This is a genomic window from Streptomyces sp. CB02058, from assembly GCF_001905505.1.
Lineage (GTDB): Bacteria > Actinomycetota > Actinomycetes > Streptomycetales > Streptomycetaceae > Streptomyces.
Genome location: NZ_LIPG01000013.1, coordinates 1 through 4,624, shown reverse-complemented (window position 1 = coordinate 4,624; position 4,624 = coordinate 1). Strand labels below are relative to the sequence as shown.

General features: G+C 71.6%; 1 protein-coding gene. It reads left to right on the top strand.

The window, feature by feature from the left end; translation table 11 throughout:
- Nucleotides 1-4,624: non-ribosomal peptide synthetase (locus AMK10_RS36470; protein ID WP_143195019.1), on the top strand; the 4,624-nt coding region annotated here is incomplete at both ends.

Here is a 4,624-nt window from a genome sequence, read left to right as displayed (position 1 = left end):
GTGTGGTCGCGGGTGAGGAACTCGCTTCGCTCCTGCGCGAACAGCACGTCAATCACGCACTGCTGCCGACCGCCCTCATGGCCACCGTCCCCGACGACGACCTGCCCGATCTCGTCTCCGTGGTCACCGGGGGTGCCGCGGTGGGGGAGGAGCTGTCGCGGCGTTGGGCGGTGGGGCGGGCGATGTTCAATGCCTATGGGCCGACCGAGGCGACGATCTGTGCCACGCTGAGCGAGCGGCTGGAGCCGGGTGGTACGCCTCCGATCGGGGGTCCGATCAGGGGTCAGCGGGCGTATGTGCTGGACGAGGCGGTGCGGCCGGTTCCGGTCGGGGTCGCGGGTGAGCTGTATCTGGCCGGGCCGGGTCTGGCGCGTGGTTATGTGAACCGTCCCGGTCTGACGGCGGAGCGGTTCGTGGCTGATCCCTTCGGTCCGGCGGGTTCGCGGATGTATCGCACCGGTGACTTGGTGCGCTGGCGCGCGGACGGCCAGCTGGACTACGTCGGCCGCATCGACCACCAGGTGAAGGTCCGCGGCTTCAGGATCGAACTCGGCGAGATCGACGCCGTACTGGCGGAGCACCCCGGTGTACGGGACGTGGTCGTCCTGGCGCGGGAGGACAGAGCGGGCGAGGCGATGCTCGTCGCCTACGTGGTCCCCGAGGACGGCGCCGAGGCGGACCCCCGGGAGCTGCGCGGATTCGTCGGGGACCGGCTGCCGGAGTACATGGTTCCGGCTGCTGTCGTCCTTCTGGACGCCTTCCCGTTCAACTCCAACGGAAAGCTCGACCGGGCCGCGCTGCCCGCTCCGGTGCTGGAGGGCGGCGGCGAGGGCCGTGCGCCGCGGGGGCCGTACGAGGAGACGCTCTGCGTCCTGTTCGCCGAGGTGCTGGATGTGTCCTCGGTCGGTGTGGAGGACAACTTCTTCGACCTGGGCGGGCACTCCCTGCTGGGTACGCAGCTGATCAGCCGGATCCGGGCCGTGCTCGGCGCCGAGGTCTCGATCCGGGCCCTCTTCGAGGCCCCGACCGCGGAAGGGCTGGCCGCCCTGCTCACAGGGAGCCAGGACGACGCCGAACCCGCCGCCCCCGTCCGGCTCTCCCTGAGCGCCGTCGAGCGCTCCTACCCGGTGCCCCTGTCGTTCGCCCAGCGCCGCCTGTGGTTCCTGCACCGCCTCGAAGGCGCCACCTCCACGTACAACGTCTCCTTCGTCCTGCGGCTCACCGGCCGCCTCGACCGCGAAGCCCTGCGGGCGGCCCTGGGCGATACGGTGGCCCGGCACGAGAGCCTGCGCACCGTCTTCCCCGAGGACGACGGCACACCACGTCAGCACATCCTCGATCCCGCCGAGGCCCACCTCGGCTACACGGTGCGCGCGGCCGACCCCGGCCGCCTCGACGCGCTGCTCGCCGAGGCGGCCGGCCGTGGATTCGACCTGGAGCGGGACATCCCGATACGGGCCCACGTCTTCGAGCTGGCCCCGGACGACCACGCCCTCCTGCTCGTCCTGCACCACATCGCGAGCGACGGCTGGTCCATGGGCCCGCTCACCCGGGACCTGGCGCGGGCGTACGCGGCCCGGTGCCGGGGGGCGGCTCCCGACTGGGAGCCGCTGCCCGTCCAGTACGCCGACTACACCCTGTGGCAGCAGCGCCTGCTCGGCGACCAGGACGACCCGGACAGCGTGCTCACCCAGCAGGTCGAGTACTGGAAGGGCGCCCTGGTGGACCTGCCCGAACAGCTCGTCCTGCCGACCGACCGGCCACGCCCGCCCGTCAACTCGTACCGGGGCGACGTCCTGCCCCTCTCCCTGTCCGCCGACGTCCACCGCAAGCTCACGGAACTCGCCCGTACCAGCGGCGTCAGCGTCTTCATGATCCTCCAGGCATCCCTGGCGGCCCTGCTCACCCGCCTCGGCGCAGGCACGGACATCCCCCTCGGCACCCCGGTGGCCGGCCGCACCGACCAGGCCCTGGACGACCTGGTCGGCTTCTTCGTCAACACCCTCGTGCTGCGCACCGACACCTCCGGCGACCCGGCCTTCCGCGACCTGCTCGCCCGCGTACGGGACACCGACCTCGCCGCGTACGCGCACCAGGACCTGCCCTTCGAGCACCTGGTCGGGATCCTCAACCCGCAGCGCACCGTGGCCCACCACCCGTTGTTCCAGGTGCTGCTGGTCCTCCAGAACACCCCGCGGGCCCGGTTCGACCTGCCCGGCCTGAGCCTCAGCTCCCGGCAGCACATCGAGGGCGTCTCCCGGTTCGACCTGTCCATGAGCCTGGCGGAACGCCACGACGCAGACGGCGCTCCGGCCGGCCTGGACGGTGTGTTGGAGTACGCCATCGACCTGTTCGACAGGTCGTCTGTGGAGGTGCTGGCCGCACGGTGGCTGCGTCTGCTGGAACAGGCGCTGGCCGACCCCGGCCGCACCATCGGTGCACTGGAGATCCTGACCGCCGACGAGCGCCACGCGCTCCTGGCGGAGACCAACGACGGCGGCCCCGTGGCGCCGTGGGTCCCCATGGCCGAGAGCGTCGAGGCGCAGACCGTCCGCCACCCGGACGCGGTCGCGGTGGCCGACGGCACCCAGTCGCTCACGTACCGCGCGCTCAACTCCCGCGCGAACCGGCTCGCCCGGGTGATGGCCGGCCGGGGCGTGCGCCCCGACACCGTCGTGGCGATGGCCCTGCCCCGTTCCACCGACGCGATCGTGACGCTGCTTGCCCTGCTCAAGTGCGGCGCGGCCTATCTGCCCCTCGGCGCCGAACATCCCGCCGAACGCGTCTCCTTCATGCTCGCCGACGCCCGCCCCGTGCTCGCCGTGACGACGACGGAACGGGCGGGCACGCTGCCCGCCTGGGGGCCGCTGCTGGTGCTGGACGACCCGGCGACGATCAGCGAACTGGCCGCCTCGCCCGACACGGACCTGTCCGACGCCGAACGCGGATCGGCGCTCCACCCGGACCACGGCCTGTTCGTGATCTACACATCGGGGACCACCGGCACCCCCAAGGGCGTCCTCATGCGCGCGGGCGCCGTCGCCAGCATGCTGGAGTGGCACGCCCGGGTGGTCGGCGGCGGTCCCGGCCGGCGGGTGACGCAGTTCACCGCGCTGACCTTCGACGTGTCCGTCCAGGAGATCTACTCCTCCCTCCTCGCGGGCAAGGAACTGTGGCTGCCGTCCGAGGAGGTGCGCCGCAGCGGTGAACTCCTGGCCCGCTGGCTGGACGAGAACGGCATCGCCGAGCTGTACGCACCCAACCTCGTCGTGGAGGCGGTGTGCGAGGCGGCCAACGAGCAGGGACTCGCACTGGGATCGCTGCGCCTCATCTCGCAGGCCGGCGAAGCGCTGACACTGAGCCACCACATCCGCAGGTTCTTCGGCGAGCGGCCGGGCGTGGAGCTGCACAACCTCTACGGACCGGCCGAGACCTGGACGGTTTCCGCGCACCTCCTGCGAGGCACCGCCGACACCTGGCGGGCGCCGGTGCCGATCGGCGTGCCCATTCCCGGTCAGCGGGTCTACGTCCTGGACGCGTGGCTGCGGCCGGTCCCGGCTGGCGTGCCCGGAGAGCTGTACGTCACTGGCGCCGGGATGACCCGCGGTTATGTGAACCGGCCCGGCCTGACGGCGGAGCGGTTCGTGGCCGACCCGTACGGTCCGGCGGGTTCGCGGATGTACCGCACCGGTGACCTGGTGCGCTGGCGCGCCGACGGCGAGCTGGACTACCTCGGCCGTATTGACCACCAGGTGAAGATCCGGGGCTTCCGGATCGAACTGGGTGAGATCGAGGCCGTACTGGCCGGCTGCCCGGGCGTGGGCCAGTCGGTGGTCCTGGTCGACGAGGACAACGGTCCGGCCCGGCTGGTCGCCTACGTCGCGTCATCGGCCGGAGCCGCCGTCGAGGAGCCGACCACACGACAGTGGCTGGCCGCCCGCCTGCCCGACTACATGGTGCCGTCCGCGATCATGGTCCTGGACGAGTTGCCACTGACGACGAATCGCAAGGTGGACCGGCGGGCGTTGCCCAGGCCCCGGTTCGAGGGTGCGGACCGTCGTCGGGCGCGCAGCCCGCGCGAGGAGATCCTGTGCGAGTTGTTCGCCGAGGTGCTCGGTGTGTCCTCGGTCGGTGTGGAGGACAACTTCTTCGATCTGGGCGGGCACTCCCTGCTGGCGACGCGGCTGATCAGCCGGGTGCGCAGGGTGCTGGGCGCGGAGCTGCCGATCCGTACGCTCTTCGAGCGGCCGACGGTGGCGGGGCTCGTGGGAGCACTGGACGGCGGGGGCGAGGTGCGTCCGCCGCTGCGGGCCGTACGGCGGCCCGAGGTCGTACCGCTGTCGTACGCGCAGCGCCGGCTGTGGTTCCTCCAGAAGCTGGAGGAGACCTCGACGGCGTACCACCTGCCTCTGGCGCTGCGGTTGTCGGGGGAGCTGGACCGGGAGGCGTTGCGGGCGGCGCTGGGTGATGTGGTGGGCCGGCACGAGAGCCTGCGGACTTTGTTCCCTGAAGTAGACGGTGTCCCTGCACAGTTGGTGCTGAAAGAGGCGCAAGTCGCTTTTTCTGTACAGAATGTGACACAGGAGGAGTTGCCTGCGGCGTTGGCGGCTTCGGCTCGGCGGGG